General features: G+C 72.1%; 22 protein-coding genes. 12 read left to right on the top strand and 10 right to left on the bottom strand.

Annotated elements, in window-relative coordinates; translation table 11 throughout:
- The first annotated feature begins 1 nt into the window (after window position 1).
- Window positions 2–562: a signal peptidase II gene (lspA, locus tag VA596_RS29105; RefSeq protein ID WP_323331634.1), complete on the top strand. Its 561-nt coding sequence runs from the start codon at window positions 2–4 to the stop codon at window positions 560–562.
- Window positions 559–1,488, top strand: a complete 930-nt coding sequence (locus tag VA596_RS29100) for an RluA family pseudouridine synthase (protein ID WP_323331370.1) — start codon at window positions 559–561, stop codon at window positions 1,486–1,488. Before lspA ends, VA596_RS29100 begins: the two co-directional genes overlap by 4 nt.
- Here the strand turns inward: VA596_RS29100 and VA596_RS29095 are convergent.
- Window positions 1,485–2,438 (bottom strand): AsnC family transcriptional regulator, encoded by a 954-nt coding sequence (locus VA596_RS29095; RefSeq protein ID WP_323331369.1) that lies wholly within the window; start codon window positions 2,436–2,438, stop codon window positions 1,485–1,487. The genes VA596_RS29100 and VA596_RS29095 overlap by 4 nt on opposite strands.
- A 134-nt stretch (window positions 2,439–2,572) precedes the next feature.
- On the opposite strand from VA596_RS29095, the gene VA596_RS29090 reads away from it, so the two are divergent.
- The 4 genes from VA596_RS29090 to VA596_RS29075 all read left to right on the top strand — a co-directional run bounded on the left by VA596_RS29090 (window position 2,573) and on the right by VA596_RS29075 (window position 11,187).
- Complete coding sequence (locus tag VA596_RS29090; RefSeq protein WP_323331368.1) at window positions 2,573–7,555, top strand: DUF885 domain-containing protein; 4,983 nt, start codon at window positions 2,573–2,575, stop codon at window positions 7,553–7,555.
- Window positions 7,556–7,558: 3 nt separating this feature from the next.
- Window positions 7,559–8,770 carry a fumarylacetoacetase gene (gene fahA / locus VA596_RS29085; RefSeq protein ID WP_323331367.1) on the top strand — a complete coding sequence of 404 codons (1,212 nt, stop codon included), beginning with the start codon at window positions 7,559–7,561 and terminating at the stop codon, window positions 8,768–8,770.
- A 390-nt stretch (window positions 8,771–9,160) separates the two neighbouring features.
- Window positions 9,161–10,105: a YihY/virulence factor BrkB family protein gene (locus tag VA596_RS29080; RefSeq protein WP_323331366.1), complete on the top strand. Its 945-nt coding sequence runs from the start codon at window positions 9,161–9,163 to the stop codon at window positions 10,103–10,105.
- Window positions 10,106–10,146: 41 nt separating this feature from the next.
- Window positions 10,147–11,187 carry an LLM class F420-dependent oxidoreductase gene (locus VA596_RS29075; protein WP_323331365.1) on the top strand — a complete coding sequence of 347 codons (1,041 nt, stop codon included), beginning with the start codon at window positions 10,147–10,149 and terminating at the stop codon, window positions 11,185–11,187.
- Window positions 11,188–11,190: 3 nt separating this feature from the next.
- On the opposite strand, the gene VA596_RS29070 is transcribed toward VA596_RS29075, so the two are convergent.
- A complete protein-coding gene (locus tag VA596_RS29070) occupies window positions 11,191–11,796 on the bottom strand; it encodes a class F sortase (RefSeq protein WP_323331364.1) in 606 nt (201 codons plus the stop codon).
- A gap of 252 nt (window positions 11,797–12,048) precedes the next feature.
- On the opposite strand from VA596_RS29070, the gene VA596_RS29065 reads away from it, so the two are divergent.
- Window positions 12,049–12,999, top strand: coding sequence for a Ppx/GppA phosphatase family protein (locus tag VA596_RS29065; RefSeq protein ID WP_323331363.1), 951 nt, complete (start codon window positions 12,049–12,051; stop codon window positions 12,997–12,999).
- 49 nt (window positions 13,000–13,048) lie between these two features.
- Entirely contained in the window at window positions 13,049–13,231 is a 183-nt protein-coding gene (locus tag VA596_RS29060) for a hypothetical protein (RefSeq protein WP_323331362.1), read from the top strand.
- A gap of 10 nt (window positions 13,232–13,241) precedes the next feature.
- On the opposite strand, the gene VA596_RS29055 is transcribed toward VA596_RS29060, so the two are convergent.
- The 3 genes from VA596_RS29055 to VA596_RS29045 are packed head-to-tail and all read right to left on the bottom strand — an operon-like array spanning window position 13,242 to window position 16,777.
- Window positions 13,242–15,641: a glycoside hydrolase family 65 protein gene (locus VA596_RS29055; protein ID WP_323331361.1), complete on the bottom strand. Its 2,400-nt coding sequence runs from the start codon at window positions 15,639–15,641 to the stop codon at window positions 13,242–13,244.
- Window positions 15,638–16,369, bottom strand: coding sequence for an HAD family hydrolase (locus VA596_RS29050; RefSeq protein WP_323331360.1), 732 nt, complete (start codon window positions 16,367–16,369; stop codon window positions 15,638–15,640). Before VA596_RS29050 ends, VA596_RS29055 begins: the two co-directional genes overlap by 4 nt.
- Before the next feature lie 9 nt (window positions 16,370–16,378).
- Window positions 16,379–16,777 (bottom strand): ArsR/SmtB family transcription factor, encoded by a 399-nt coding sequence (locus VA596_RS29045; protein WP_323331359.1) that lies wholly within the window; start codon window positions 16,775–16,777, stop codon window positions 16,379–16,381.
- Between the two features lie 126 nt (window positions 16,778–16,903).
- Here VA596_RS29045 and VA596_RS29040 point away from each other — a divergent pair, with 126 nt between their 5' ends.
- The gene (locus VA596_RS29040; protein WP_323331358.1) at window positions 16,904–17,407 is read left to right on the top strand and encodes a PaaI family thioesterase; all 504 of its coding nucleotides are present in this window, start codon (window positions 16,904–16,906) and stop codon (window positions 17,405–17,407) included.
- On the opposite strand, the gene VA596_RS29035 is transcribed toward VA596_RS29040, so the two are convergent.
- Window positions 17,404–17,733, bottom strand: a complete 330-nt coding sequence (locus tag VA596_RS29035; RefSeq protein ID WP_323331357.1) for a nuclear transport factor 2 family protein — start codon at window positions 17,731–17,733, stop codon at window positions 17,404–17,406. The genes VA596_RS29040 and VA596_RS29035 overlap by 4 nt on opposite strands.
- Window positions 17,734–17,784: 51 nt before the next feature.
- Window positions 17,785–18,267: a MarR family winged helix-turn-helix transcriptional regulator gene (locus VA596_RS29030; RefSeq protein ID WP_323331356.1), complete on the bottom strand. Its 483-nt coding sequence runs from the start codon at window positions 18,265–18,267 to the stop codon at window positions 17,785–17,787.
- Between VA596_RS29030 and VA596_RS29025 the strand changes: the two genes are divergently transcribed.
- Window positions 18,266–18,727, top strand: coding sequence for a pyridoxamine 5'-phosphate oxidase family protein (locus tag VA596_RS29025; protein ID WP_323331355.1), 462 nt, complete (start codon window positions 18,266–18,268; stop codon window positions 18,725–18,727). The two genes, VA596_RS29030 and VA596_RS29025, sit on opposite strands and share 2 nt — an antisense overlap.
- 19 nt (window positions 18,728–18,746) lie before the next feature.
- Here the strand turns inward: VA596_RS29025 and VA596_RS29020 are convergent, their stop codons facing one another.
- Window positions 18,747–19,946, bottom strand: coding sequence for an ROK family protein (locus VA596_RS29020; RefSeq protein ID WP_323331354.1), 1,200 nt, complete (start codon window positions 19,944–19,946; stop codon window positions 18,747–18,749).
- Window positions 19,947–20,033: 87 nt separating this feature from the next.
- Here VA596_RS29020 and VA596_RS29015 point away from each other — a divergent pair, with 87 nt between their 5' ends.
- On the top strand, window positions 20,034–20,774 hold the full coding sequence (locus VA596_RS29015; protein ID WP_323331353.1) for a DUF427 domain-containing protein: 741 nt from the start codon (window positions 20,034–20,036) through the stop codon (window positions 20,772–20,774).
- A 4-nt stretch (window positions 20,775–20,778) separates the two neighbouring features.
- On the opposite strand, the gene VA596_RS29010 is transcribed toward VA596_RS29015, so the two are convergent.
- Both VA596_RS29010 and VA596_RS29005 read right to left on the bottom strand, forming a co-directional pair.
- Entirely contained in the window at window positions 20,779–22,077 is a 1,299-nt protein-coding gene (locus VA596_RS29010; RefSeq protein ID WP_323331352.1) for a carotenoid oxygenase family protein, read from the bottom strand.
- A 4-nt stretch (window positions 22,078–22,081) separates the two neighbouring features.
- The gene (locus tag VA596_RS29005; protein WP_323331351.1) at window positions 22,082–22,642 is read right to left on the bottom strand and encodes a hypothetical protein; all 561 of its coding nucleotides are present in this window, start codon (window positions 22,640–22,642) and stop codon (window positions 22,082–22,084) included.
- Window positions 22,643–22,732: 90 nt separating this feature from the next.
- Here VA596_RS29005 and VA596_RS29000 point away from each other — a divergent pair, with 90 nt between their 5' ends.
- Window positions 22,733–23,245 (top strand): PadR family transcriptional regulator, encoded by a 513-nt coding sequence (locus VA596_RS29000; protein WP_323331350.1) that lies wholly within the window; start codon window positions 22,733–22,735, stop codon window positions 23,243–23,245.
- The last annotated feature ends 214 nt before the right edge of the window (window positions 23,246–23,459 follow it).

The raw sequence follows: 23,459 nt of genomic DNA, 5'->3' as shown, positions 1-23,459 counted from the left end.
CGTGCCGGAGACGCCGGAAACCCCGGCGAAGCAGCTGCCGAAGCGCCGTGTGGGCTGGGTGTTCGCCGTCGCGGTCGTGTTCTGGGCGATCGACCTGGTCACGAAGAACCTGGTCGCCGCCAACCTCGAGGGCAAGGAGCCGCTCCGGATCCTCGGCGGGCTGATCTACCTGCAGGTGATCCGCAACCCGGGTGCCGCGTTCTCGATGGCCACCGGGATGACGTGGGTGCTGGCGCTGGTCGCGGTCGCCGTCGTCATCGCGATCATCTGGCTGTCGCGGCGGCTGCGCTCGATCGGCTGGGCGATCGGCCTCGGCCTGGTGCTGGCCGGGGCCCTGGGCAACCTCACCGACCGCATCTTCCGCGCGCCCGGCGGGCTGCAGGGTCACGTCGTCGACTTCATCTCGGCGTTCGCCCCCAACGGCAAGGGCTTCGCGATCTTCAACATCGCCGACTCGGCGATCTGCGTCGGCGGCGCGCTGATCGTGCTGCTGTCCCTGCTGGGCAAGGACTACGACGGCACCTCCACCAAGGACAAGAAGAAGAAAGAGGACCAGGCGTGAGCTCGCGGATGCTCCCGGTGCCCGACGGGCTCGACGGGATGCGGGTCGACGCCGGCCTCGCCAAGATGCTCGGGCTGTCCCGCACGGTCGTCGCGGAGCTCGCCGAATCCGGGGACGTGCTGCTGGACGGCCGCCCGGCGGGCAAGTCGGACAGGCTGGCTGCCGGCGGCCTGCTGGAGGTCACGCTCCCGGAGCCGGCGAACCCGGTCGAGGTCGTCGCCGAGCCGGTCGAAGGCATGCAGATCCTCCACGACGACGACGACATCGTCGTGATCTCCAAGCCGGTCGGCGTCGCCGTGCACCCGAGCCCGGGCTGGACCGGCCCGACGGTGGTCGGCGGTCTCGCCGCGGCCGGCCTGCGCATCGCGACGTCGGGCGCGGCCGAGCGCCAGGGCGTGGTGCACCGGCTCGACGCGGGCACCACCGGCGTCATGGTGGTGGCCAAGAGCGAGCACGCGTACACCGTGCTCAAGCGGGCGTTCAAGGAACGCACGGTCGACAAGGGCTACCACGCGATCGTCCAGGGCCACCCGGACCCGACCCGCGGCACGATCGACGCGCCGATCGACCGCCATCCCCGCCACGACTACAAGTTCGCGGTGGTCCAGGGTGGCCGCCCGAGCGTGACGCACTACGAGGTCGTCGAGGCGTTCCGCTCGGCGTCGCTGGCGCACATCAAGCTCGAAACCGGGCGGACGCACCAGATCCGCGTCCACTTCTCGGCGTTGAAGCACCCGTGCGTCGGCGACCTGACCTACGGCGCGGACCCGGTGCTGGCCCGCAAGCTCGGGCTGAACCGGCAGTGGCTGCACGCGAAGACGCTGGGGTTCGCCCACCCGGCCGACGGCCGCTGGGTCCAGTTCGAGTCGGAGTACCCGGACGACCTGGCGAACGCGCTGAAGCTCCTGCAGGACGAGAGCTATTAATCCTCGATCGACCAGGTGAGCGTGCGCTCGTCGGGTTCCGGCCGCGGGCTCCAGCGGACCGAGACCACGCGGGTGGTGTCCGGCAGCACGTAAACCGTGTGGCCGCCCAGGGTTTCGCCCGGTTTGACGCCGATCTTGTGCGGCGGCCGCGAGGTCAGCGACACCGGGGCCTTGCCGACCGCCTGGCCGTCGGCGGTGAGCAGCTCGAGGTAGTTGTCCGGCAGGGACGCGAACGGGATCGCGCCGCGGTTGGTGATCTCCGTGTGCACGACCACCGAGCGTTCGCCCTCTTCCAGGCGGTAGCCGGCCGCGCCGAACAGGAAGTCCGCCGGGTCCTGGACCTCGAGCAGCTGCACCGTCAGCTGCTCGCCCTCCAGCCCCTGGGTCTCCATGACCTCGCCGAGCCGGCCCTTCTTGCCGCCGGGAGCGCCCCCGGCGCGCGAGGGTTCGTCGCCGCGGGCCCAGGACGCCGTCTGGGGCACGCCCCACGTGCTCACCACGGGGTCGGGCCGCGGCGGGGCGAACTGCTGCTGCTGTGGCGGCCGGGGCGGCGGGCCGGGATAGCGCCCGGACGGCGTGCCCTGGACGTTGTACGGCCCTGACGGCGCACCTTGCACGTTGTACGGCCCCGAGGGCACACCCTGCACGTTCTGCGGCGGCGGCATCTGCGGCACCGGGTGGGACGGCGGGGCCTGCGCCGGGAACTGCTGCGAGCCGGGCGGCCGGTTCGCCCACGACGGCGGTGAGCCCGCGATGGCCGCGCGCAGCCCGTTCGGGTCACTTTCGACGCCGACGAGCAGCGGCAGCCCACTGCCGGACAGCGCGACCAGCCGGTAGGCGACTTCGCGGGGATCCATGCCGACCTTGGCCGCGAGCTCGTGCACGGCCGCCTTGCCCAGCTCGGCGAGCGCGGCGAGCAGGCGGGTATCCACGGGATCGGTCACAGCCACTCGGTGCACGCTACCGCCTCGCCGATCGGCCCGCGCCGAAGCCCGTCCGCCCCCGGCGAACGGACGCGCGTTCCTGTCGGTGATCTCCGTTAGGGTCGCGGACGAGCACACCATCGACGCTGGGGGTCCTGCCCATGACCGCGGTCACCGAACTCGCCGACGAGTTCGTCGAAGCCCTGTTCGCCGCCGATCCGCTGACGCCGGCGCTGCTGGGCAACCGCCCGGCCGAGCCGGGGCTGCCGGACGTCACGGCCGGTGCCGAACAGGCCTTCCGCGCCCGGCTCACGGAGTTCGCCGAGCAGGCCCGCGCGCTGGACCCGGCCGGGCTGTCGGCCGAGGACCGCGTCACCCGTGAGGTCCTGATCACCTCGGCGGCCGACCGGATCGCGGGCATCGACTCCCGGATGACCGAGTTCACCGTGACCGACATCTTCACCGGCCCGGCGGCCATGCTGCTCACCGCGCTGCCGATGACCACGGTGACCGCGGGCGAAGCGGCCGAGGCCCAGCTCGGGCGGCTCGCCGCCGTCCCGGAGTTCCTGCGCCAGGCCGCGCAGCGGCACTCCGAAGGCATCGCCGGCGGCCTCACCCCGGTCGCCCGCCTGGTCGACGCCGCCGTCGCGCACCTCGACCGCTATCTCGCCGACCCGGACGCCGACCCGCTGCGCCGCCAGCCCGCGCCGGACGACGAGTTCGCGCGGCGTCGCGACGAGCTGCTCGCCGACGTCGTCCGCCCGGCCTTCGCCGAGTACCGCGAGTTCCTCGTCTCCGAGGTGGCCGCCCACGGCCGTCCCGACGACCGGCCCGGCCTGTCCTGGCTGCCCGGCGGCGAGGAGACCTACGCCCGGCAGGCCCGGCTGCACACGACCACCGACCGCACCCCGGTGCAGCTGCACCAGACCGGTCTCGACGTCATCGCCTCGCTCGCCGCCGAGTACCGCGAGCTGGGCGCCAAGGTGTTCGGCACCGAAGACCTCGCCGAGATCTTCGAGCACCTGCGCACCGACCCCGCGCTGCGCTGGACCAGCGGCGAAGAGCTGCTGGAGTCCGCCCGCGCGGCCATCGCCAGGGCCGACGCCGAGGCGCCGAAGTGGTTCGGCCGGATCCCGCCGCAGCCGTGGGCGGTGGAGCCGGTCCCGGAGGAGGCCGCGCCCGGCGCGCCCATCGCGTACTACATGCGCCCGGCCACCGACGGCTCCCGGCCGGGCATCTACTTCGCGAACACGTACGAGGCCACCGAGCGCTTCCGGCACGCGGCCGAGTCGACGGCGTTCCACGAAGCCGTGCCCGGTCACCACTTCCAGCTCAGCACCGCGCTCGGCCTGACCGGGCTGCCGCTGCTGCGCCGCATCGGCGACTTCACCGCCTACATCGAGGGCTGGGGCCTCTACAGCGAGCGGCTCGCCGACGAGATGGGCCTCTACTCCGACGACGTGGCCCGCCTCGGCATGCTCACCGGCGACTCGCTGCGCGCGGGCCGGCTGGTCGTCGACACCGGGCTGCACGCGCTGGGCTGGAGCCGCCAGCAGGCCGTCGACTACCTGGTCGAGCACACGCCGATGGCGCGGGTGGAGATCGAGGCCGAGGTCGACCGGTACATCGCCTGGCCGGGCCAGGCCCTGGCGTACATGGTCGGGCGGCTGGAGATCCAGCGGATCCGGGCGGACGCGCAGCGGCGGCTGGGCACCCGGTTCGACATCCGCGCGTTCCACGACGTCGTGCTGGCCGGCGGCGCGCTGCCGCTGTCGGTGCTCGCCTCGGTCGTCGACGAGTGGGTGGCCGGGCACGGCGACACCGTCGACGGCCTGGCGGCGGAGCTCGTCGAGCTGACGTTCGAGCACGACCCGCTGGCCCCGTCGATCTTCGGCCTGCCGGGGGAGCACGACCGGCTGGCCGACCAGACCCGGGAGGGCCAGGAGCGCATCCGCACCGCGTACACCGAGCTTGCTGCGCGCGCCCGGGCTCTCCCGGCCGACGCGCTGACCCCGGAAGAGGGCGTGACGCGCGAGGTCGTGATCGCCGCCGCCGAGGTCGAGGCCGATCGGCTCGCGTCGCGGATGACCGACATCGCGGTCAGCACCGGGTTCACCTCGCCGGCGCTGGGCCTGCTCATGCAGCTGCCCTTCTACCAGCTGGACGACGAGAAGAAGGCCCGCGGCTACCTCTCCCGGCTCGCCGCGATCGAGCCGTTCCTCGCGGACCTGACCGAGCGGCAGCGCGCAAGCCTGGCCGAGGGGCTGGTGCCCCCGGCCCACCTCGTCCGCGTCGGCGTCGAGTACGTCGAGCGCTACCTCGGCGCACCGGACGCGGACCCGTTGAAGGCGGCCACGACGGCGGACGTCGAAGGCTTCGAGGCCGAGCGCGACCGGCTGCTCGCCGAGGTCGTCCACCCGGCGTACGCGCGCTACCGCGACTTCCTGCGCACCGAGGTCGAGCCGGTGGGCCGGCCCGACACCGAGCCGGGGATCGGGCACGTGCCGGGCGGCGCCGAGCGGTACGCCGCGATGATCCGCGCGGAGACGACCACCGAGCGCACGGCGCAGGACCTGCACGACACCGGGCTGGCGATCATCGAGGAGCTCGCGGGCGAGTACCGCGAACTCGGCGGGAAGGTGTTCGGCACCACCGATCTCGCGGAGATCTTCGAGCGCCTGCGCACCGACCCGGCCCTGCGCTGGCGTGACGGCGAGGAGCTGCTCGCCGCCGCCCGGGACGCGATCGCGCGCGCGGAAGCCGTGGCGCCGCAATGGTTCTCGCGCATCCCGGCGGAGAAGTGCGTGGTCGCGCCGGTGCCGGAGGCCGACGCCGCCAGCGGCACGATCGCCTACTACCTGCAGCCGTCGCTCGACGGGTCCCGCCCGGGCACCTACTACGCGAACACCTACGAGGCGGACCAGCGCCCGCGGTTCACCAGCGAGGCGATCGCGTTCCACGAAGCCGTGCCGGGGCACCACTTCCAGCTGAGCCTGGCCCAGGAGCTGGGGGACCTGCCGCTGCTGCGGCGGATCGGCATGTTCAACGCCTACGCCGAAGGCTGGGGGCTCTACACCGAGCGGCTCGCCGACGAGATGGGCCTGTACTCCGACGACGTCTCGCGGTTCGGCATGCTGACCCAGGATTCGATGCGGGCGGGCCGGCTGGTCGTGGACACCGGCCTGCACGCGTTCGGCTGGAGCCGGCAGCAGGCGATCGACTACCTGGTCGAGCACACGCCGATGGCGCGCCTCGAGATCGAGGCCGAGGTCGACCGCTACACCGCCTGGCCGGGCCAGGCGCTCGGGTACATGGTGGGGCGGCTGGAGATCCAGCGGCTGCGCGCGGAAGCCGAGCAGGCGCTGGGAGACGCCTTCGACATCCGGGGGTTCCACGAGGTCGTGCTCGGCCACGGCATGCTGCCGCTGACGGCGCTCGCCAAGGTCGTCTCGGACTGGGTGGCGGCGAGCGCCGGCGACACCCCGGACAGTCTCGCCGACGAGCTGGTGGCGGTGAACTTCGAGCGGGAACCCCTGTACCCGTCGGTGTTCGGCCTGCCCGGCGACCCCGCCAAGCTCGGGGATCCCAGCGCCGCGGCCCTGGCGGGGTACCGCGCCCGGTACGCGGAGATCGCCGCCCGCGCCGAGGCGCTCGACGTCACCGGATTGCCGGCCGCCGCGCGGATCACCCGGGACGTCGTGATCTCCCAGGCGAACACCGAGATCGACCTGCTCGACTCCCGCCGGTCCGACATCGCGGTCAGCGACGGGCTCGACGCGCCCGCGCTGTCCCTGCTGATGTACCTGCCGCAGACGGTGCTCGACGACGAGCCGAAGGTCCGCGGTTACCTGACCCGGCTGGCGGGGCTCGGCGACCTCCTCGACGCGATCACCGTGCGGCAGCGCGCGGCCGTGGCCGAGGGGTTCGTCCCGCCGGAGTTCCTGGTGCGCATCGGCATCGGCTACGTCGAGCGTTTCCTGGGCGCGCCGGAGAAGGACCCGCTGAAGGTGACGCCGTCGTACGCGCTGGAGGGCTTCGAGGCCGAGCGCGACCGGCTGCTCGCCGAGGTGGTCCACCCGGCGTACGAGCGTTATCGCGCGTTCCTGGCCGACGAGGTCGCGCCGGTGGCGCGGCCCGAGACCTCGCCCGGGATCGGGCAGCTGCCCGGCGGTGCCGAGCGGTACGCGGCGCTGATCCGCGCAGAGACGACGACCGAGCGCACGGCGCAGGACCTGCACGACACGGGTCTGGAGATCATCGGGAAGCTCGCCGGGGAGTACCGCGAACTCGGCGGGAAGCTGTTCGGCACCACCGAGCTCGCGGAGATCTTCGACCGCATCCGGACCGATCCCGCGCTGCGCTGGCGCGACGGCGAGGAGCTGCTGGAAGCCGCGCGCACGGCCATCACGCGCGCGGAAGCCGTGGCGCCGCAGTGGTTCTCGCGGGTTCCGGCGCAGCAGTGCGGCGTCGCACCGGTGCCCGAGGCGGAGGCGACGAGCGGCACGATCGCGTACTACCTGCAGCCGTCGCTCGACGGGACCCGGCCGGGCGTCTACTACGCCAACACGCACGAGGCCGAGAAGCGCCCGCGGTTCACCAGCGAGGCCGTGGCGTTCCACGAAGCCGTGCCGGGGCACCACTTCCAGCTGTGCCTCGCGCAGGACCTCACCGGGCTGCCGCTGCTGCGGATCATCGCGCACGTCAACGCGTACGCCGAGGGCTGGGGCCTGTACGCCGAGCGGCTGGCGGACGAGATGGGGCTGTACTCCGACGACGTCTCGCGGCTGGGCATGCTGACCCAGGATTCGATGCGCGCGGGCCGGCTCGTCGTCGACACCGGGCTGCACGCGCTGGGCTGGAGCCGGCAGCAGGCCGTCGACTACCTGGTCGAGCACACGCCGATGGCCCTGCTCGAGATCGAGGCGGAGATCGACCGCTACGCCGCGAACCCGGGCCAGGCGCTCGGGTACATGGTGGGGCGGCTGGAGATCCAGCGGCTGCGGGCCGAGGCCGAGCAGGCGCTGGGCGACGGCTTCGACATCCGCGAGTTCCACGACGTCGTGCTCGGCAACGGGACGCTCCCGCTGCCCGTGCTCGCCACCGCCGTCACCGACTGGGTGGCCGAGCGCGCCGCCCGAGACTGAGGAGTGACCGTGACCTGGCTCGAACTCGCCGACGACACGCCGTTCGGCCTGGACAACCTGCCCTACGGCGTGTTCTCCGTGGGCGGGGCGCCGCAGCGGCGGATCGGCGTGCCGGTCGGCGACCACGTGCTGGACCTGACCTCGGCGGCCGCGGAGACGGCGGCTTCGTTCGCGCCGCTGCTGACCTCCGGCGTGCTGAACCCGCTGCTGGCCGCCGGGCCGGCGACGTGGCGGGAGGTGCGCGAGAGCGTCCGGGAGTGGCTGACGGAGACGCGGTACGCCGACCAGCTGCGGCCGCACCTGGTGCCGCTGACCGAGGTGACCACGCACCTGCCGATCGAGGTCGCGGACTACGTCGACTTCTACTCCAGCGAGCACCACGCGCTGAACGCGGGCAAGATCTTCCGGCCCGACGCGGTGGAGCTGCCGCCGAACTGGAAGCACCTGCCGATCGGCTACCACGGCCGGGCCGGCACGGTGGTCGCGTCGGGCACCCCGGTCGTCCGCCCGCACGGGCAGCGCAAGCCGCGCAACGCCGACACGCCGTCGTTCGGCCCGTCGCAGCGGCTGGACATCGAGGCGGAGGTGGGCTTCGTCGTCGGCGTACCGTCCACTTTGGGCACTCCGGTGTCCACAGAGGACTTCGCCGCGCACGTGTTCGGCGTCTGCCTGGTCAACGACTGGTCGGCCCGGGACATCCAGGCGTGGGAGTACCAGCCGCTGGGCCCGTTCCTGGCCAAGTCGTTCGCGACGTCGGTGTCGCCGTGGATCGTCCCGCTCGACGCCCTGGAGCACGCCCGCGTCGCCGGCCCGCCGCAGGACCCGGAGCCGTTCGAGTACCTGCGCACCAGCGAGAAGTGGGGGCTGGACCTGGCCATCGAGGTCCGGCTCAACGGCCACCTGGTGTCGAGCCCGCCGTTCGCCACGCAGTACTGGAACGCGGCGCAGCAGCTGGCGCACCTGACGGTCAACGGCGCCAGCCTGCGCACGGGCGACCTGTACGCGTCGGGCACGGTGACCGGCCCGGAGCCGCACCAGCGAGGCTCGCTGCTGGAACTCTCCTGGGGCGGCCGCGAACCACTCACCCTCCCGGACGGCGCCACCCGCACCTTCCTGGAGGACGGCGACGAGGTCACCATCAGCGCCACCGCCCCCGGCCCGAACGGAACCCGAATCGGCTTCGGCGACGTCCGAGGCACAGTAGTCCCCAGCTGACCCCGGATCTCACGTGACGGAAGGGGCATCACCCGTGTCCCAAGAGGCATCTCGCGTGTCTGGAGGGGCATCACGCGTGTCTGGAGGGGCATCGCACGTGATCCGGCGGGCATCACGCCGATGCCTCCTCCCATCACACGTGATGCCCCTCCAATCACGGGTGATGCCTCGCTGATCACGGGTGATGCCCCTTCAATCACGTGTGATGCCCTTCCCGTCACGGGTGATGCCTCGCTGATCACGGGTGATGCCCTTCCAATCACGTGTGATGCCCTTCCCGTCACGGGTGATGCCTGCCTGATCACGCGGGATTTGGGGGCGGGAGCGTGACGATTCGCTCGAGCCGGTGTCCGGAGTGCGGGGGACGGCGGTGGATGAGAGGGTCGGCGCGTGGAACGTGGAGCGGTGAAGGCCGTCGTGGGGAGGCCGTTCCGGCGGGCCGGGGCGACGCTGGCGCGGTACCGGGAACGCGACGGTGACCACTACGCCGCGGCGATGACCTTCTTCAGCCTGCTCGCGCTGGTGCCGTTGATCATGGTCGCCGTGTCGGTGGCCGGGTTCGTGCTGGCCGGCGACCGGCTGCTGTCCGCCGAGCTCGACCGGGTCATCGCCGCCTCGCTGCCGCCCGAGCTGGGCGGGCAGGTCACCACCGTCGTGCACACCGTCGTCGGGGAACGCGGGCGGATCGGGCTGCTCGCGCTGGCCGTCGCGGTCTACTCGGGGTGGAGCTGGATCAGCAACGTCCGGGACGCCGTCACCGCGATGCTCGGCCAGGAACGCACCCCGCGCCCGCTGCTGCGCGGCATCGCCGCCGACGTCCTGGCGCTCGCCGGCGTCGGGATCGCCATGGCCGTCTCCTTCGGGCTGGCCTCGCTCACCGGCGCGGCCGGCGCGTGGCTGCTCGACCTGACCGGCCTGACCGGCGGGTTCGCGCACGTCGTGCTCGTCGCGGGCTCGCTGCTGCTCGGGCTCGCCGCGAACTGGCTGGTCATCGCCTGGTGCCTGGCCCGGCTGCCGCGACGGCCGCTCCCGCTGCGCTCGACGCTGCGCCCGGCCGGGGCCGCCGCCGTCGGGCTCGGCGCGATCCAGCAGGCCGGCGGCCTCTACCTGCACCTGCTGGGCCGCTCGCCGGCCGTCGCGACGTTCGGCACGCTGGTCGGCGTCCTGCTCTTCGGCTACCTGATCGTGCGCTGGCTGCTCATGGTCACGGTGTGGATCACCGTCCGGGACGACCCGCCGGCCGGCACGCTCGGCGCCGACGTCCGCTACGCCGGCACGACGCTCGGTGCCGGTGCCTCGGCGGAGCTGGTGGTCCGCACGCTGACCGGCCGGTAACATACGCGGCTAAGCGCTTGCTCACCCCAGGAGGACGTTCGATGAAGATCGGGACCGCGGTCAGCTATGCCGGAGGCTTCGCCGAAAGCGTCGCGGACGTCGTCGAGCTGGAGAAGGCCGGTCTCGACGTCGTCTTCGTGCCGGAGGCGTACTCCTTCGACGCGGTCAGCCAGCTCGGCTACCTCGCGGCCAAGACCGAGCGCGTCCAGCTCGCGTCCGGGATCTTCCAGCTCTACACGCGCACGCCGAGCCTGACCGCGATGACCGCGGCCGGGCTCGACTTCGTCTCCGACGGCCGGTTCATCCTCGGCCTCGGCGCGTCCGGCCCGCAGGTCATCGAGGGTTTCCACGGCGTGAAGTACGACGCGCCGCTCGGGCGCACCCGCGAGATCGTCGAGATCTGCCGCCAGGTGTGGCGCCGCGAACGGGTCGTCCACGAGGGCAAGCACTACACGATCCCGCTGCCGCCGGAACAGGGCACGGGGCTCGGCAAGCCGCTGAAGCTGATCAACCACCCGGTGCGCGAGCGGATCCCGGTGCTGCTGGCCTCGCTCGGGCCGAAGAACGTCGCGCTCACGGCCGAGATCGCCGAGGGCTGGCAGCCGATCTTCTTCCACCCGGAGAAGGCGGCCGACGTCTGGGGCGCGTCCCTGGCCGAGGGCAAGGCCAAGCGCGACCCGGCGCTGGGTGAGCTGGACACCTACGTCACCGTCGCGCTGGCGATCGGCGACGACGTCGAGGCGCTGCTGGACCACGTCCGCCCGGTCGTGGCCCTCTACGTCGGCGGGATGGGCGCACGGGGCAAGAACTTCTACAACGACCTCGCCCGCCGCTACGGCTACGAGGCCGAGGCGAAGCTGATCCAGGACCTCTACCTCGACGGCAAGAAGGAGGAGGCCGCGGCCGCGGTCCCGCTCGACCTGCTGCGCGCGATCTCCCTCGTCGGCCCGGCCGGCTACGTGAAGGAGCGGCTGGCGGCGTTCGCCGAGGCGGGCGCGACGACGGTGATCGTCAACCCGCTGCAGCCGGGCCGCGAAGGCCGGGTGGCGGCGGTGTCGCAGCTGCGCGAGCTGGCCGGCTGACCCTCACACGGGCACGGCGTAGGCGGCGACCCGCGCGTTGCCGAGGCCGGCGTCGTCGAACAGCCCGTCGCTGGTGATCAGGCGCAGCTCCGGGCCGGTGCCCTCGGGCGCGACGAGCTTGCTGTCCGGGGTGTTCGACGGGAAGACGGCCGTCCGGCGCACGGTGAACCGGCTTTCGCGGCCGGTTTCGTCGCGCACCACGATCAGCGCGCCGGCCTTCAGCTTGTCCAGGTGGGCGAACGCGCCGTTCGCGTAGCCGAACCCGGAGTGCGCGGACAGCACCGCGACGCCGGGGCCGCCGGGGGCCGGGCCGTCGGGGAACCAGCCGACGCCGAGCGCGGTGCCGGGCTGCTCGCGGCGGCCGCCGACGTGCCCGAGGTCGACGAGGTGCTCGGCCGCGAGTCCGATGGCGGGGATCCGCAGCGCCACCGGCGGCGCGCCGGCGGTCTCGGTGCCGTCCTGGCCGCCCGCGGCGCCCGAGGGGACCGCGGTGCCCGGCGCGAGCACGAAGGAGACGCCGACGAGCACGCCGACCAGCCCGGCCACCACCGCGAGCACGGCACCGGCCGGCCGGACGAGCTCGGATCGCCGTTCGGGTCGCTTGGTCACTTCCGCCTGCTCCACACAGTTCCGATGTCTCAGGAGTCGGATTCGGCTGAGTGGCGTTACCGAATCGTGTCCAGGCGTGGTGAGGTTCACTCAATCGGGTTATCGGCCTGTGATCTGCGCGTCAGAAAGGCACGGCCGGAGGGGGTAAACCCGCAAAAGAACGGCAAACCGGCGCGAGATCCGACAGAATCGGTGGTTTCGACCGGTCGAACTGGGGATATCCATCCAGGCGGAAGTGAGGTGCGCCGGACTGTGCGAAAAATCGAAGAGCCTGCGGTGGGCGTGCTGGACGTCGGTTCGTTCAGCGCCCGGCTGGTCGTGGTGCCGGTCGGCGCCACCTCGCTCGAGCCGGTGCTCAACCACCAGACGCGCCTGCGCCTGGACCGCGAGCTCGACGGGCGCGGCCGGCTGACCGACCGCGGTGTCGCCGCGGTGACCGCCGCCGTCGCGGCCGGCATGACCACCGCCTACCGCCACGGCGTCACCGGGGTGTACCCGCTGGCGACGTCTTCCATCCGCGACGCGGCCAACTCGGCCGCCGTCGTCCGGCACGTCGCCGGGGAGACCGGCGTCGAGCTGCAGTTCCTGTCCGGCCGCCGGGAGGCGGAGCTGGCCTACCTGGCCGCGCGCCGCTGGTACGGCCCGAAGGCCGGCCCGCTGCTGATCCTCGACATCGGCGGCGGGACGGTGGAGCTCGCGGCGGGCTGCGGCCGGCAGGCGACGTTCGCGCGGTCGCTGCCGATGGGCGCGCGCTCCCTGACCCGTGACTGGCTGCCGACCGAGCGCGTCACGGGCAAGCAGGTGAAGGCGCTGCGGGCGTACGCGCTGGACAAGGCGGCCACCGCACTCGGCGCCGCGGACATCGCCGAGCACCGGACGGTCGGCTGCTCGAAGGTGCTCCAGCAGCTCGCGCGGCTGGCGGGCGCCCGGCCGGGCAAGTCCCGTGACCTGCGGCTCGACGACCTGCGCGCCTGGATCCCGCGGCTGGCCGCGATGCCGACGTCGAAGCGGGCCGAGCTGCCGGGCATCTCCCGCAACCGCGCCCACCAGGCCCTGGCCGGCGCGATCGTGGCCGAGGCGCTGCTGACGGTCGCCGGCGGCGCGGTGACGATCTGCCCGTGGTCCACCCGCGACGGCCTGCTGCTCGCCCTGCGCGACGACGCGGCCAAACACCGCCGCCGGGGTCCCGAGAAGGTCGCCTGAAGCCGGCGCCCCCTGGTCGTGGCCGGGAAAACGGGGTATTCCGGAAGACATGAGCCAGACGCAGCGATCGCACGGCAAGGACGACGAAGACGACGAGCTCCTCGAGCTGCCCACCGCCGGGCAGCTGACGCACGACGTGCCCACCGCCCCGGACCCGGACGTCAAGCCCGCCGGTACGGAGGAGACCCCCGACCCGCCGGGCCGGGCCATCGCGGACGACCTGCCGCGATGACCCGGCGCGGTCAGCGGCCTTCGGCGGTGATCGGGTTGGACGGTTCGGCGAACTGACGCACCTTCGTCGAGTCGCGCCGCATCGGCGCGCGGCCCGGGGGCTGGTGCGGCGGGTCGCCCGCGTCGATCTTCGGGATCGCGAACCGCTGGGGTTCGGCGGTGACCGTGACGCGCTCGCCGTGGTGCAGCACTTCCAGCGGCTCGCCGGCCAGCACGTGGTAGGTGGCCTGGTCGGGGTCGATCTCGACCTGGAACCGCGTGCCGCGGAACATCAGGCGGAAGGTGATCCGGTCCAGCTGCGGCGGCAGGCGCGGCGCGAACGCCAGGGTGCCGCCGTGGTCGCGCAGCCCGCCGAACCCGGCCACCGCGCCCTGCCACGCCCCGGCCAGCGACGCCATGTGCAGGCCGTTGCGGACGTTGTTGTGCACGTCGTGCAGGTCGGTCAGCGCGGCCTCGGCGAGGTAGTCGTAGGCCAGCTCCAGGTGACCCACCTCGGCCGCCACCACCGCCTGCGTCCCCGCCGACAGGGAGGAGTCGCGCACGGTCCGCGCCTCGTAGTAGGCGAAGTTGCGCGCCTTCTCCTCCGTGCTGAACGAGTCCCCGCACATGTGCAGGGCCAGCACCAGGTCCGCCTGCTTCACGACCTGCTTGCGGTAGAGGTCGAAGTACGGGAAGTGCAGCAGCAGCGGGTAGTGCGCCATGTCGGTGCCCTCGTAGTCCCACTCGTCGTGGTCGAGGAACCCCTCCGACTGCGGGTGCACGCCGAGCTCCGGGTCGTAGGGCAGGTACATCGCCGCGGCGGCGGCGCGCCAGGTGTCGAGCTCGACGGTGTCGACCTCGAACCGGGCCGCGATGTCGGGGTGGCGCCCGCACGACTCCGCGGCGGCCAGCAGGTTCCGGCGCGCCATCAGGTTCGTGTAGACGTTGTTGTCCGCCACCGCCGAGTACTCGTCCGGCCCGGTGACGCCGTCGATGCGGAACGCGCCGTGCCGGTCGTGGTGGCCCAGCGACGCCCACAGCCGCGCGGTTTCCAGCAGCAGCTCGACGCCGTACGCGCGTTCGAACTCCTCGTCGCCGGTCGCGTTGAGGTAGCGCAGCACGGCGTCGGCGATGTCCGCGCTGACGTGGAACGCCGCCGTGCCGGCCGGCCAGTAGGCCGAGCACTCGGCGCCGTTGATCGAGCGCCACGGGAACGCCGCGCCGCGCAACCCCAGCTGGTGCGCGCGTTCCCTCGCTTTGTCCATTGTGGAGTGACGCCAGCGCAGCGCGTCGCGCGCGGCGTCCGGCATCGTGTAGGTGAGCACCGGCAGCACGAACGACTCGGTGTCCCAGAACGCGTGACCGTCGTACCCCGGGCCGGTGAGGCCCTTGCCGGCGATCGCGCGGCTCTCCCCGCGGGCACCGGCCTGCAGCAGGTGGAACAGCGCGAACCGGACGGCCTGCTGCAGCTCCGGATCGCCGTCGATCTCGATGTCCGACGTCGCCCAGAACTCGTCGAGGAACGCGCGCTGCTCGGTGACCAGGCCCTTCCAGCCGGTCTGGCGGGCGCCCGCCAGCGCGGCCTCGACCTGCGACCGCAGTGCGGGCACCGAACGCTGCGCCGACCAGCCGTAGGCGAGGAACTTCGTGATGCGGAGCTTGCCGCCCTTGGGGACGTCGACCGCGACGGTGAGCCGCGCGAGGTCCTCCTCGGAGTGGATGCGGGCGCGGATCCCGTCGTCCACCTCGATCTTGTGGTCCATCGCCGCGGCCATCCGCAGCCCGGAGCGGCGGGTCTGGTGCACCAGCACGGCGTTGTAGTCGGTGGCGCGGTGGAACTCGCCCACGAGCGGCGACTCCAGGGCCGCCGCGACCCGCGGGTCGCGGGTGTCGGACTCGATCGGCTCGTTGGCCAGCAGGTCGGACTGGACGACCAGCTGCAGGTCCTCGTCGAGCGGCTCGACCTCGTAGCGGATCGCGGCGATCGCGCGCTGGGTGAAGGACACCAGCCGCTCGGTGCGCACGCGCACGCGGCGCCCGGTCGGCGACGACCACTCCGTGGTCCGGGTCAGCGTGCCCCGGCGGAAGTCGAGCACCCGGTCGTGCGCGGTGGCCGCGCCGTAGCGCATGTCGAGCGGCTCGTCCTCGACCAGCAGCCGGATGATCTTGCCGTCGGTCACGTTGACGACGGTCTGGCCCTCTTCGGGGTAGCCGTAGCCGGCCTCGGCGTAGGGGAGGCCGTGCTCTTCGTAGAACCCGTTGAGGTAGGTGCCGGGCAGGCCGCGCGGCTCGGCCTCCTCGAGCGTGCCCCGCAGCCCGATGTGGCCGTTCGACACCGCGAACGCCGATTCGGTGCGCTGCAGGGCGTCGACGTCCATGCCGCGCCACCGCAGCTCCCACGGCGAGCATTCGTAGCCGTGCGGCTCCGTCATCGGTCCTCCAGTAGTTCGGCGAGGTCGTCGACGACGACGTCGGCGCCGTGCGCGCGCAGTTCTTCGGCCTGGTCGGCCCGGTTGACGCCGACGACGTACCCGAACCCGCCGGCCTTCCCGGCCTGGACGCCGGACTGGGCGTCCTCGAACACGGCGGCGTTTTCGGGTTTCACGCCGAGGGCCTCGGCGCCGGCCAGGAAGGAGTCCGGGGCGGGCTTGCCCTTGAGGTGCCGTTCCCGGATGGTGAGGCCGTCGACGCGGGCTTCGACGTATTTGCTCAGGTCACCCGCGTCGAGCACCTTGGCGCCGTTCGCCGACGACGTCACGACGGCGATCCGGAGCCCGGCGGCCTTGACCGCTTCGAGATAGCGGATCGAGCCGGGGTACGGGCTCACGCCGCGCTCGTCGATGATTTTCAGGACCAGTTCGTTCTTCCGGTTGCCGACACCGTTGATCGTCGGGGCGTCGACCGCGTCGTCCGGGTCGCCCTCCGGCAGCTCGATGCCGCGCGACTTCAGGAATTCACGCACCCCGTCGGCGCGCGGGCGGCCGTCCACATAGGTCGCGTAGTCCTTGTCGGTGAATTCCTTGAACCCGGCGCCGTCACGCGCACGGAGAAATTCATCGAATGTCCGTTTCCAGGCCTCACGATGGAGAACCGCTGTTCCGGTCAGCACCCCGTCGAGATCGAAAAGGCACGCGGTGATGGTTTCCGGCAATCCCGTCATGCCCGCACGCTACCGGTCCGTGCCGGGGCCCGTGGGTTCCCCCGGGTGCTTTTCCGGATGCGCTTCGGGGTGGGGCCGCACGCGGTGGATCAGTTCGTGCACGGTCGCGTCCGCGAGCCGGTAGCGCACCACCCGCCCGTCGCGCCGGGTGGTGACCAGGCCGTGCGCCCGCAGCAGCCGCAGGGCCTGCGAAACCGCCGTGTCCGTCATGCCGGTGACCGCGGCCAGGTCGGTGACGCTGATTTCCCGCGCGTAGTGGATCGAGACGAGCAGCGCGAGCCGCGAGGGGTCGGCGACGACGGAGAAGCGCTGGGCCCACTGCTCGATGACGCCGCGGTCGCCGAGTCCGTCGACCGCCGCGGCCACCCGTTCCGGGTCGATCAGCTTGCGGGCGGGGTCGGTGCTCACCCCCGGATGATTCCACCCGCGGCCCGGGCCGACCACAGGTGGCCTGGGTCACGCGCCGCTTGACGGCGCCCGGGTGCCCGGACGACGCTGGCGTTAAGACGCTTGTCATAGTCCGAGGAGCCGAAGATGACCGATGTCGCCGCCGCCGAGACCCGCTCGAAGACGATCACCTGGCAGGACCCGCTGGCGACCGCCCGGCTCGGCCTGACGATGACGGGATTCGAGTACCTGACGGCGATCGCCGAGGGGCGCATCCCCGGCCCGCCGATCGCCGCGCACTTCGGGCTGCGCTGGGAAAGCATCGGCCGCGGCGAGGTCGTCGCCGTCGTCGAGCCGGACGAGTCGATGTACAACCCGATCGGCATGGTCCACGGCGGCGTCGCGGCGACGATGCTGGACTCGGTGGTCGGCTGCGCGGTGCATTCGACGCTGCCGGCCGGGGTCGGCTACTCGTCGGTGGAGCTCAAGGTGAGCTACCTGCGGGCGATCCACGCCGGCCGCGGCGAGATCCGGGCGACCGGGCGCGTGGTGAAGGAGGGCTCGCGGATCGCCTTCGCCGAGGGCGAGATCCGCGACGCCGACGGCAAGCTGCTCGCGACGGCGTCGGGGACCTGCGTCATCACGCGCTAGCGTCCTTCCTTCACGTCCCAGTGCTCGACTAGCAGGCCGTCTTCGACGCGAAGGATGTCGACGACGGCGTAGGTGCTCCCCGGCAGCCGGACGCTCAGGTGGACCGCGACGAGGTCGTCCTCGGCGACGACGTGCTCGATCGTCGTGGTCCCGCCCATCAGCGGCGAGTTCGCCACGGCTCCGGCGAACGCGTCACGGCCCGAGGGGAGGCCGGGGCTGTGGGTGACGAAATCGGGGTGCAGGACGGCTTTCGCGGCGTCGATGTCCTTGTGCACGAACAGGTTCTCAAGGCATTCGACGACGATTTCGCGGTTGGTTCGGTTCATGGGCTCGATGCTGGCTTTTCCGGGCGCGGCCGTCGATTACGCCGCGGGTAATCACCGCGGCGGGCGGACCCGGCGGCCGTGGACGGCGTCGCCGCCGCCGTAACGGCCGATGATCGAGGCCAGGAGCTTCCGGGCGTCCTCGACGTTCTCGGCGCCGTATTCCGCGAGCAGTTCTTCTTGGAGGTCTTCGCGGAGCGCGCGCGTCGCTTCGACGGCGTGGTGAGCGTGCTCGGTGAGGTGCAGGAGTTTGGTTCGCGCGTCGCCCGGATCGGGCTCGCGGCGCACGAGGTTCCGGCGTTCGAGGTCGGCGACGGCCTTCGACGCGGCCTGCTGCGTCACCCCCATCCGCTCGGCCAGCGCGGTGATGGACAGCGGCGCGGCCAGGACGTGCTGGATGACGACGCCGTCGTTGAAGCGCAGGTCGCCGAAGCCCCGCCCGGCCAGCCGCCGCTGGACCTCGTCGGTCATCGCCCAGCCCGCGAAGAGGGCGGTGAGTGACAGGTCGAGGGTGTCTGCCGTAGGATGCACAACCATGGTTGTGGAATCTAGCAGAGTTCCGGCCGAGCTGGCCGAGGAGTTCGTGCGCGTGGCGCATCGTGTCGTGTGGTGCACGCTGGTGACGGTCGACCGCCGCGGCCGCCCGCGGTCCCGGGTCGTCCACCCGATCTGGGAGCGGACGCCGGAGGGCCTGTCGGGCTGGCTGTTCACCCGCCCGACGCCGTTGAAGGTCGCGCACCTGACGGCCTCGCCGTACGTGTCCTGCTCGTACTGGGACCCGCAGCACGAGGTGGCGGTGGCGGAGTGCCGAGCGGACTTCGCCGACGACGAGGCGACCCGCAAGTACCTGTGGGACTTGTTCAAGTCGACCCCGGAGCCCTTGGGCTACGACCCGAAGATCCTGGGCGGCGAGGACCACCTGGACCCGCAGATCACGGTGCTGCGCTTGACCCCGTGGCGAGTGTCCACGGGCGGCGAAGCCTGGCGCGCGGCTTAGACAACGGCGCTTGGGAAAGTCAGGCGGCTCCGACACGGCGGTCGAAGACCAGGCCTTCGGCCGCCCGCAGTCCCACGCTGATCGCGCCCGTCAGGACCGCGTCCTCGCCCAGCTCGCCCTGGACCACCTTCGGGACCAGCGGCGTGAACGCGCGCAACGCCCGGTCGATCGGTTCCAGCAGCAGGTCGGCCGCCGTGCCCATGCCGCCGCCCAGGACGATCAGCTCCGGGTCGATCACCGCCGCCACGGAGGCCACCGTGTACGCCAGGCGATCCGCTTCCGTCTCCACCGCGCGGCGGGCGAGCTCGTCGCCTTCGCGGGCCAGGCGGAACACCTCGCGGGCCGACTTCGCCGTGCCCAGGCCGAGTTCGCGCGCGCCGCGGACGACCGACTGGGCCGCCGTCGCCTCCTCCAGGTGGCCGCGGGTCGGCGGCAGGCCCGGGGAGTCGGACGCGCGGGTGCGGCCGTACGGGAGGTAGCCGATCTCGCCCGCCGCGCCGGTGGCGCCGCGGAACACCCGGCCGTCGACCATCATGCCCATGCCGACGCCGGTGCCGATCGTGATGCAGCCGAACACGGACGCACCCCGCGCGGCGCCGCTCTCGCCCTCGCCGACGGCGGTGAGGTTCGCGTCGTTCTCCACCATCAGGTCCGGGCCCAGCGCGGCCTCGAGGTCGTCGATCAGCCCGGCCCGGCCCCAGCCCGGCAGGTTCGGCGCGTGCCGGAAGCAGCGCTTGTCCGGGTCGGCGACGCCGGGGGAGCCGACGACGCGGACAACGATGTCGCCGGCCGTCAGGCCCGCCTCGCCGACGGCGTCGGCCGCGATCCGGCCCACCGCGGCGACCAGCGCCGCGCCCGAGCGGGCCGAGTTGCGCTCGTCGCGGCGCGCCACGAGCGTCCGGCCGAGGTCCGAGACGGCGACGCGGATGTGCTCGCGGCCGATGTCGACGCCCAGCACGTACCCCGCGGTCGGGTCGGCCTCGTACAGCACCGCGGAGCGCCCGGTGCCGGTGGACGTGTGCCCGGTCGGGCGGGCCAGCCCGGCCGCCTCGAGCGCCAGCAGTGCCTGGCTGACCGTCGGCTTCGACAGCCCGGTGTCCTTCGCGACCTGCGGCCGGGTCGCCGGTCCGCTGCGGCGCAGCAGGTCCAGCACCGCCCGCTGGTTGATCTTGCGCATCCCGGCGGGGGTCCCGACCGTGGGTGTTTCTACGCCGGCCACCCGTGCCCGCCTCCAGTCTTCCTCGTACTCCCTGCCGACTTGACGGCCGAGAGGAATACGCCCCGGCCGGCGCCCGTTGACCGGCACATGAGCACTCCGGTGCGCGGGCGGGTCCGCGTGGCACAAGGCGCGAAGCGGGTACGGGTGTTCCTCGGCGGGCAGGTCGTCGCGGACACGGTGCACCCCCTCCTGGTGTGGGAAGTTCCGTACTACCCCACGTACTACTTCCCACGCGCGGACGTGGAGAGCGGTCTTCTCACCCCCTCCGGCCGGACGTCGCACTCGCCCAGCCGGGGAGAAGGTGTTCTGTCGACGATAAAGGTTGCCGGGTCCGAGGCGGTGGACGGCGCGCTGGAGTACCCGGATTCGCCCATCGAGGAGCTTCGCGACCACGTCCGGTTCGACTTCGCCGCCTTCGACTGGTTCGAAGAGGACGAACAGATCTTCACGCACCCGCGGGATCCCGGGGTCCGCGTCGACGTCCTGCCGAGCTCGCGGCACGTCCGGATCGAGGTGGACGGCGTGACCGTGGCCGACACGGTCCGCGCGCACCTGCTGTTCGAGACGAACCTGCCCACCCGCTACTACCTGCCGCGCGTGGACGTCCGGATGGACCTGCTCGAGAAGACCGAGACGGTGACGCACTGCCCGTACAAGGGGGCGACGGAGTACTTCACGGTGGCCGGGCACGAGGATCTCGCCTGGAGCTACCCGACGCCGCTGCCCGAGAGCACCCGCGTCGCCGGACTGGTCGCCTTCCTCGACGAGAAGGTCGACGTCTACGTGGACGACGTCCTGCAGGAGCGCCCCAAGACCAAGTTCGCCTGACCGCTCAGGCGTCCGGCAGCCAGTTCCCGTGGAAGCCCGCGGGCACGCGCTGCGGCAGGTGGACGGTGGCGACCGGCGCGCCCGTGACGTTCCCGGCGTCGAAGACCACGAGGTCACTGCGGTCTTCGGCGGCGTCGTAGACGTAGGTGAGCAGCCAGCCGTCGCCGCCTTCGGCCGGGACGAACACGGCCTCGCCGGGGACGTGCCCGGGCGCGAAGACGTGCTCCTCGGACGTGCCGGTGTGCAGGTCGTGGCGGCGTAGGAAGCTCTGCTCACCGTCCTTGCCGGACTGCGTGACGTGCCCGAAACGGACGTCGGAACCGGCGAAGCGGTCGTCGATCCGCGGGAACTCGGCGGGCCGGTCGTCGAGCCGTTCCTCGGTGACGCGGCCGGTCGCCGGGTCGAGCGTCCAGCGCCACAGCACCCCGCGCGCCGGGCCGTGCCCCTCCCACCACAGGTGGTCGTAGCGGACGACGGTCACCACGATCCGGCCGTCTGCGGTGTCGTGCGCGTTCAGCGTGTGGAAGACGTAGCAGGGCTCGACGTCGAACCAGCGGACGCCGCCGGCGGGGTCGTCGCGGCGCAGGACACCGAGGCGGGCGCCGTAGCCGGCGTCCCAGCGATAGGGCATGCCCTGGCCCACCGAAGCCCGGTCGAACACCACCGGCAGGTCGTAGAACACCGCGTGCGACGCGGTGAGCGCGAAGTCGTGCATCATCGTCAGGCCCGGCACGTCGATCGGCTGCCGGACGGCGAGCTTCCCGCTCGCGTCGGCGCGGTAGTAGCTCACGTGCGGCGCGGTGATGCTGCCGTAGCCGAAGAAGTGCAGCTCCCCGGTCGTGGGGCAGATCTTCGGGTGCGCGGTCATCGAGTCGGCCAGTTCGCCGCCGAAGTCGTACGCGCCCACGGTGTCCAGCTCGGTCGTGATCTCGTACGGCAGCGACGACTCGACGAGCGCGAGCGTCCGGCCGGCGTGGTTGACGACGTGGGTGTTCGCGACGCTGGTGCGCAGGTTCCGGGAGCCGTCGGTGTTGTAGAGCGTGGCGTCGTCGTCGCCGAAGCTTTCGGTGCGCACCCAGCGGTTGCGGTACCAGGCGGCGCGGCCGCCTTCGAGGCGGACGCCGTGGACCATGCCGTCGCCGGTGAACCAGTGCTGGCTCTCGGTGCGCGGGTTGGGGCCGTTGCGCAGGTACCAGCCGGTCAGCTCGGGCGGCAGCGCGCCGGTCACCGGCAGGTCGGACGCCGTCAGCTCGTCGTGGACGGGCGCGTAGGCCCCGGTCAGGTGGAAGTCGGTGGTGGTCATGGGTTCACGCGGCTTTCTCGGCGCGGGCTTGCACGATGCGCGGGTAGCGGATGGTGAAGGCGACGGGCACGGCGAAGCCCAGGACCTTGAGCGCGATCAGCGCGGCCGTCGCGTGCGGGGCGTAGTTCAGCAGGGCGATGCCGGCCAGGCCGGTGATCGTGAAGCTCAAGGCCCACACGAGCGTGATGATCAGGTTGACGCGCTTGAAGACCGGGTTGTCCCACATCTCCGGCGGGGTCATCGTCCGCGCGATGCCGAGGGTGAACGGGCGGCGCAGGAGGATCGAGCCCCAGGCGGTGAGCGCCAGCCAGGCGTCGGTGAGCGCGCCGGTGTAGGTCTTCAGCGGCGATGACGGGAAGCTGAACGCGACCGCGGTGAGCAGCACGAAGAAGGCGAGCGCGCTCAGCTCGATGATCAGTGTGTCCGCCTTGCGCCCCTCGCGGCGGGCCAGCACGAGCAGGCCGGCGGCCAGGACCAGCCCGGTCAGGCCCGACCAGCGCCAGTCGAACTGCGTGGCGACGATCGCGAAGGCGATCCACGGGACGAAGCTCTTGAGGAAGTTCATGTCCGGTCTCCCCGTGACGTTCCAATTGTGACAGGTCAAACGTAGAGGCTCCTGCTTTGACATGTCAATAGTGGAAGGTAGAGTGGGGTCATGAGCCTTCGACACGCTGTCCTCGGGATGCTGGACGAGGCGCCGGCCAGCGGCTACGACCTGCTGAGACGCTTCGAGCAGGCGATGTCCAACGTGTGGGCGGCGACGCAGAGCCAGCTCTACGGCGAGCTCGGCAAGCTCGAGAAGGCCGGCCTGATCCGGGTGCACGCGGAGGGCCCGCGCGGGCGCAAGGAGTACGAGATCACCGAAGAGGGCCGCGTCGAGCTGCGGCACTGGCTGGTCGAGGTCAAGCCCAACCGGTCCCCGCGCAACGAGGTCCTGCTGCGCGTCTACTTCCTGGGCTCGGTGTCGCCGGACAAGGCGAAGGAGTTCATCGAGTACATGGGCGAGAACAGCCGCGAGCGCGAAGAACGCCTCACGGAGCTGGAAGCATCGATCGACTGGGGCGACGACAACGCGGCGCAGTACGGCCGCCTGGTCCTGGAGTGGGGCAAACGCTTCTCCGCGATGAGCCGCGAGTGGTCGGAATGGGCCGTCAAGCAGATCGACTGACCAGCGTATAACGCCCTACACGGCGCCGCCCAGCCGTGTCGACCCCGCAATCACGTGTCGACTCTGCAATCACGTGTCGGCCTTGCAATCACGCGAGCCGACGCTTCAATCACGCGAGCCGACCCCGCAATCACACGTGTCGACCCCGCAATCACGTGTCGGCCTCGCAATCACGCGTGTCGACCCTTCAATCACGCGAGCCGGCTCTCCAATC

This window comes from Amycolatopsis heterodermiae (assembly GCF_034929455.1).
Lineage (GTDB): Bacteria > Actinomycetota > Actinomycetes > Mycobacteriales > Pseudonocardiaceae > Amycolatopsis > Amycolatopsis heterodermiae.
This window is presented reverse-complemented; position numbering and strand designations above follow the sequence as displayed.

Excerpts from the sequence above, each read along its gene's own strand:
- VA596_RS29055 (WP_323331361.1), bottom strand. The coding sequence starts at position 15,641 with ATGACGGAGCCGCACGGCTACGAATGCTCGCCGTGGGAGCTGCGGTGG.
- VA596_RS29015 (WP_323331353.1), top strand. The coding sequence starts at position 20,034 with ATGAGCACTCCGGTGCGCGGGCGGGTCCGCGTGGCACAAGGCGCGAAG.
- VA596_RS29000 (WP_323331350.1), top strand. The coding sequence starts at position 22,733 with ATGAGCCTTCGACACGCTGTCCTCGGGATGCTGGACGAGGCGCCGGCC.
- VA596_RS29010 (WP_323331352.1), bottom strand. The coding sequence starts at position 22,077 with ATGACCACCACCGACTTCCACCTGACCGGGGCCTACGCGCCCGTCCAC.
- VA596_RS29035 (WP_323331357.1), bottom strand. The coding sequence starts at position 17,733 with ATGAACCGAACCAACCGCGAAATCGTCGTCGAATGCCTTGAGAACCTG.
- VA596_RS29060 (WP_323331362.1), top strand. The coding sequence starts at position 13,049 with ATGAGCCAGACGCAGCGATCGCACGGCAAGGACGACGAAGACGACGAG.
- VA596_RS29005 (WP_323331351.1), bottom strand. The coding sequence starts at position 22,642 with ATGAACTTCCTCAAGAGCTTCGTCCCGTGGATCGCCTTCGCGATCGTC.
- VA596_RS29040 (WP_323331358.1), top strand. The coding sequence starts at position 16,904 with ATGACCGATGTCGCCGCCGCCGAGACCCGCTCGAAGACGATCACCTGG.
- VA596_RS29050 (WP_323331360.1), bottom strand. The coding sequence starts at position 16,369 with ATGACGGGATTGCCGGAAACCATCACCGCGTGCCTTTTCGATCTCGAC.
- VA596_RS29075 (WP_323331365.1), top strand. The coding sequence starts at position 10,147 with ATGAAGATCGGGACCGCGGTCAGCTATGCCGGAGGCTTCGCCGAAAGC.
- VA596_RS29025 (WP_323331355.1), top strand. The coding sequence starts at position 18,266 with ATGGTTGTGGAATCTAGCAGAGTTCCGGCCGAGCTGGCCGAGGAGTTC.
- VA596_RS29030 (WP_323331356.1), bottom strand. The coding sequence starts at position 18,267 with ATGGTTGTGCATCCTACGGCAGACACCCTCGACCTGTCACTCACCGCC.
- VA596_RS29090 (WP_323331368.1), top strand. The coding sequence starts at position 2,573 with ATGACCGCGGTCACCGAACTCGCCGACGAGTTCGTCGAAGCCCTGTTC.